This is a genomic window from Helicobacter aurati (assembly GCF_003364265.1).
Lineage (GTDB): Bacteria > Campylobacterota > Campylobacteria > Campylobacterales > Helicobacteraceae > Helicobacter_A > Helicobacter_A aurati.
On the sequence record NZ_NXLW01000031.1, the window covers coordinates 1 to 3920 of the forward strand.

Annotated in this window: 6 protein-coding genes; 4 read left to right on the forward strand and 2 right to left on the reverse strand. The window is 35.8% G+C overall.

From position 1 onward, the window contains the following. A partial coding sequence (gene yaaA / locus CQA66_RS08940) for a peroxide stress protein YaaA (protein ID WP_115582657.1) occupies positions 1-811 on the reverse strand: 811 nt, incomplete at its 3' end. A gap of 122 nt (positions 812-933) precedes the next feature. On the opposite strand from yaaA, the gene CQA66_RS08945 reads away from it, so the two are divergent. Then, positions 934-1311: a LicD family protein gene (locus CQA66_RS08945; protein WP_104763473.1), complete on the forward strand. Its 378-nt coding sequence runs from the start codon at positions 934-936 to the stop codon at positions 1309-1311. 1 nt (position 1312) lies between these two features. Next, positions 1313-1975: a LicD family protein gene (locus tag CQA66_RS08950; protein WP_233707776.1), complete on the forward strand. Its 663-nt coding sequence runs from the start codon at positions 1313-1315 to the stop codon at positions 1973-1975. On the opposite strand, the gene CQA66_RS08955 is transcribed toward CQA66_RS08950, so the two are convergent. Further along, positions 1968-2234 carry an RNA recognition motif domain-containing protein gene (locus CQA66_RS08955; RefSeq protein WP_104763475.1) on the reverse strand — a complete coding sequence of 89 codons (267 nt, stop codon included), beginning with the start codon at positions 2232-2234 and terminating at the stop codon, positions 1968-1970. The two genes, CQA66_RS08950 and CQA66_RS08955, sit on opposite strands and share 8 nt — an antisense overlap. Positions 2235-2378: 144 nt before the next feature. Here CQA66_RS08955 and CQA66_RS08960 point away from each other — a divergent pair, with 144 nt between their 5' ends. Then, positions 2379-3590 (forward strand): LL-diaminopimelate aminotransferase, encoded by a 1212-nt coding sequence (locus CQA66_RS08960; protein ID WP_104763476.1) that lies wholly within the window; start codon positions 2379-2381, stop codon positions 3588-3590. 177 nt (positions 3591-3767) lie between these two features. Beyond that, positions 3768-3920 (forward strand): flagellin N-terminal helical domain-containing protein (locus tag CQA66_RS08965; RefSeq protein ID WP_483401385.1); only part of this gene is annotated, 153 nt, incomplete at its 3' end.

Genomic DNA, 3920 nt, shown 5'->3' on the forward strand with positions numbered 1-3920 from the left:
ATTGTAAGATTTGTGTGCGAGATTTCTCTTTGAATCCTATGAAACACATTTCTTCATTGTTGATGCCTGTTAGGAAGTTTATGATGGTGTGGGCGGTGTGATTGGGTGATTGTGCAATATATGCACTAAGGAGAGCGAGAATCTTGCCTCGATAGAGTTTTGCATAATGACTAATTGTTTTGCCATTTTTATAAAATTCAAAAAAGAGATGAGCGCAACCATTTCTAGGCGACCAAATCTTTGCATATATACTTGAACGTAAATCGATTACGCATTCATATTGTGTAGATTCTAAGTAGGGGATAAAAGGTTGATAGACTTCTTTAAGACTAAGATTTTGAAGTTTACTGCCTTGCTTGAGCTTATAAAACGGAATTGTATCACGCGCGCAAATCACGCCAAAAAGATTGCTAAAAATCAATACTCTGTTTAAAATAACGTACTGCGCATCGTAAGCCAGATTTTCATATCTTAAACCTTGAAAGGCTACGCCAGAATAACGTCGAATAGCAGGCATAAGTTCGCTATTGTGACTATCACGATTGGCTGCTATCAGGCATAGTTCATGCAGGGTTTTATCTTCAAGTCTTTTAACGCCATAAAGTTCTTGCAAGATTCTGGAATCCTGTGATTGTAGAATCTGTTGGATATACTTAATATAAATGTTGTAAAGGTTTTTTCTGTGCGCGAGAAGCTCTTTGCCGTACCAAAGATTAGATAAAAAATCAGAATATTTATTTGGCGCAGCAGAAGATTCGACATCCTTTAGAATCTTGTCTTCACTAGGACTAAATAGAATGCAATAGGACATATTTCCTCTTGTTGTTGGTATATTGCTTTATTATAGGGATTTTTATTTTAAGTATGGCAATTGTGTGTGCTATTATAGATTGTGTTATTATTAAAGTCCAATTTTATAGATAGAGGTATGTTATGACTGAACAGCAAAATGGCATTTTAACGATTGCAAAGGATTTTAAGCGAATTTGTGAAACATATAACTTGCGCTATTCTCTGGCTTTTGGGACATTTCTTGGGGCTGTACGACACAAAGGATTTATTCCGTGGGATGACGATATGGATTTTTTTATGCCTAGACAGGATTATGACAGATTAATTGATTTGTTTCAAGATTCTGAAAGAAAGGGCATAACATTATTTAGCAATCCGTCCTATAAACTTCGTTTTTTTGATTCTTTAGATTGGATGTTTCCTTGGGGATGTATAGAAGATACAAGTACTACCTTTATTATAAATACTGCTAATACGGGGGGGGGGGGGCTACCTCGATATTCGCGGAATATGGATTGATATATTTGCACTTAATGGCTATGGTGATAATTATGAAGAGGCATGCCAGATGCAAACCATACTGCGAGAGAAAAAGGACTTAGCTTATCACCATATCTCTGTGCGCGAAGAGCATGAACATTATATGCAAAAGAGAATTGCAACGGGCAAAAATAGCTTTTTTCGTTCTATAAAGCAGAAGAGATATAATTTTCTCCATAAATACAATATGCACAACAAAGAGAAATTTTTAACGAAGATTCGAAAGCAAAGGCAACAATCTCTGGAATCCTGTAAAAGAGATTCTCTTTGTTTGTCTCGTAAATATCTTTATGATACAAGTAGGTTTGTGGGTACAGAATTTCGTTATGACCATTATCCTGATATAATACTTTTGCGGGATAGAATCGCGGCTATGCGGTCGTATCCATTTGAAGATACAGAGTTTATGGGATTTGCAGACAGTCATTATTTCCTTAACTACTGCTATGGCGATTACATGACATTGCCACCACCAGAAAAACGTTTCACACATAATCCTTATTACCTCAATCTCAACTTGCCTTGCAAAGAATGGGCAAAACAAAATTGTATTACCTCTTATAAATTGCCAAAAGAATTGGCAATAAAATTTACAGGAACACCAGATAAAATTGTGTATGTTATAAAGAGAGATTCTAAATGAGTGAGCATGAATTGCTATTTGGATTTAAAAACTTTTTCCTTGCATTACTTACTTTTAAAGTTTGTTCTAGAAACACAGTTTGATGTAACGATTGAATCGCATAATGTGCATTGTTATTTTCCATTTCTACAAAGGCATAACGTTTCTGCTTATTTTTGATAATTTTTATTGAGAGTACATCCCCGTATTGTGCGAATAAATCAATAACTTGTTGTTCTGTTGCATTACATGGGAGATTGCCGACATAAATACTTTGCATTATTTGTCCTTACGAGAGCATTATAAAGTATCAAATATTATACAGAAAGATTAGGAGTTAAGGGCGCGCTGTTGCATGTTAAATGCTTGCTAAAACAAGCATAACAAGATAGAATAACTCAATCTATGACTAAAAGGAGCAAATATGTTTGATGAGATTTCGTTTAGCAAGATTAATCGCTTGCCAAAATATTTGTTTAGCACGATTAATGAAATAAAGCTAAATATGCGACAAAAAGGAGAAGATGTCATTGATTTTTCTATGGGTAACCCCGATGGCATGCCCCCAAAGATTGTAATAGATAAGCTTTGCGAAAGCGCAAGGAAGCCCAAAAATCAAGGATATTCGGTTAGTAAGGGAATCTACAAATTACGATTGGCATTATGTGATTGGTATCAACGTAGATTCAATGTACAACTAGATCCTAACCTTGAAGTATGTGTTGGTATGGGAAGTAAAGAGGGGTTTGTGCATTTGGTGCAGGCAATCACAAACGTGGGAGATTTTGCGATAGTGCCAGAGCCAGCTTATCCTATTCATTATCATGCGTTTATTATCAATGGTGCGAATGCTAGTACGTTTCCCATTCACTATAATGAATCTCGCGAACTAGATGAGGAAGCCTTTTTCTCTTCCTTGCAAAAATCACTCTATGAAAATTTTCCTAAGCCAAAATTTGTTGTCGTTAATTTCCCGCATAATCCGACAACGGTAATTGTTTATAAAAGTTTCTATCATAAATTAGTAGAGCTTGCTAAGAAAGAGCGATTCTATATTATTAGCGATATTGCTTATGCAGAACTGTGTTTTGAGGATTTTAAGACGACTAGCATTTTTGAAGTGCAAGGTGCGAAAGATGTTGCAGTAGAAACTTATACTTTAAGCAAAAGCTATAACATGGCTGGTTGGCGAATTGGTTTTGTGGCTGGTAATAGACGAATTATTGAGGCTCTACAAAAAATTAAAGGTTGGATTGATTATGGAATCTACACGCCTATCCAAGTTGCTGCTACAGTGGCACTTAATGAATGCGATAACGAGATAATTCACGTAAAAGCGCAGTATCAAAAACGTATGCAAGTGATGATTGAATCTTTTAGTAAGGCTGGTTGGGAATTGCAAATGCCAAAGGCTAGCATGTTTATTTGGGCGAAGATTCCACCGAAGTGCGAACATTTAGGGAGTCTTGAGTTTGCCAAGAAGCTATTAGAAGAAGCAAAAGTCGCTGTTAGCCCTGGTGCTGGTTTTGGTAATGCAGGAGATTCTTATGTGCGCATTGCATTAATCGAAAACGAAAAAAGAATACGTCAAGCCGCGAAAAATATCAAAAACTTCATGAAGTCTTTAGAATCCTAAGCCCTCTTTCTCCGCTGTAAGGGTTATTTGTAGTGTCGCATTCAAGGCACATATTACGAAATCCTCTTCTTGATTCTCAATCTTTCACAAAATTTCAACAAAAAAACGAAAACTGCCGATTTAGTCTTTAACAAGACAAGAAAACTTATGAAGTAAATTATATTAAAGGAGACTACAATGGCTTTTCAAGTCAATACCAATATAAATGCTATGAATGCACATGTCAATTCAGTCGTTACTCAAAGAAATCTTAAAGATTCTTTGGAAAAGTTAAGTTCAGGTTTGAGAATCAACAAGGCAGCTGATGATGCTTCAGGTATGATTATTGCA

Bases quoted from the DNA above. Each gene is read 5' to 3' on its own strand.
- CQA66_RS08945 (WP_104763473.1), top strand. From the start codon at position 934: ATGACTGAACAGCAAAATGGCATTTTAACGATTGCAAAGGATTTTAAG.
- CQA66_RS08960 (WP_104763476.1), top strand. From the start codon at position 2,379: ATGTTTGATGAGATTTCGTTTAGCAAGATTAATCGCTTGCCAAAATAT.
- CQA66_RS08955 (WP_104763475.1), bottom strand. From the start codon at position 2,234: ATGCAAAGTATTTATGTCGGCAATCTCCCATGTAATGCAACAGAACAA.